The organism is Corynebacterium pilbarense (genome assembly GCF_026930265.1).
Classification (GTDB): domain Bacteria; phylum Actinomycetota; class Actinomycetes; order Mycobacteriales; family Mycobacteriaceae; genus Corynebacterium; species Corynebacterium pilbarense.
On sequence record NZ_JANRML010000057.1, the window covers coordinates 1 to 1,079 of the forward strand.

Below are 1,079 nucleotides of genomic sequence, written 5' to 3' on the forward strand. Positions count from 1 at the left end.
GTGGGGTCTGAGCCATCAAATTTGGTTACATCCACCTGCGGAAGGCGTATGTCCCTTTGAAAGTGATGGGGTTGAAAGGAATGGGAAGAAGTTTCACCTTCAGTCTTTTTATGTGCATCAGGAAAAGAGTCATCGGTAGGGAGCTTGAGTTTGGTGCAGAGTGCAGAAAAGACAGATTCAAGCTGGGTGGTCAGTTCATGTTTGACTTCTACCATGGCGGACTGCACGGCTACATTTATGGATGCATTCATGGAGGCATCACGGGAGGCAATAGTAGCACTGAGTTGTTTCACTTCTTGTTGGGTCTCAAGTAAACCATGTTGCAGGGTGTTGAAGCGAGACTCTAGTTCTTGGTTACGGGTATGGGCCATGATGATGGGTGAGCTGAAAAGGGAGTGGGCGGGTCAAAAATTTTTGCAGAAAAATGATATGGATGAAAATGATAAGGGAGATGAGATGAATCTAATGGAATAGGTCTCAAATAATGGTGAAAAAAATTCCACACTTTTTTTTTTTTTTTTACAGCTGCGGGGTTATGCTTTCGTCTGAAGAATGTTGCAGTGCTGAAATCCCCAAATTCTGAACCAGAGAGTATTTACTTAGCAATTCGAACACAAATGCGCGTCAATAGATCTCGCCGGTTTAATTTGTTTATGTTGCTGTTTATGTTCCCCAAGGGTTAGGTATTCAAGGGTTCTACAGACAAGGGTTTGCCCTGTGCTATAGCTCTCTGATATACGTGCGGGGTCCAACAGTAGTACTCGGCCCAATATCTCAGGGCACTAACTAAGGAGGATAGACCGTACCCTTAGCCGTACTACCCGACTACCCAGGTACTAGAGAGTATCTTCCCGAGTGTTGTTCTCGGTGACACTATAGCAGTCTGGCGGCCGATAGGTTTATCTAAAGAGGGCTTCAGGAAATCTAGGTCGATCCGTACACAGGTGTTGTCTGATGCGCTACCACTCGAAGGGGTACCAACAGGGGTTACAAGGGTGGCCAACAGATGTGCGCTTAAGAACCACTTGTATTTCCTGCGTGTATGAATCCCTCAACCGCGGGTTTATGCACGTAACGAC

At 46.0% G+C, this 1,079-nt stretch carries 1 protein-coding gene; it reads right to left on the reverse strand.

All coding sequences use genetic code 11. The annotated features are described in order from the left end of the window. Positions 1-371: hypothetical protein (locus NUW87_RS11370; protein WP_269028634.1), on the reverse strand; the 371-nt coding region annotated here is incomplete at its 3' end. Positions 372-1,079: the final 708 nt, after the last annotated feature.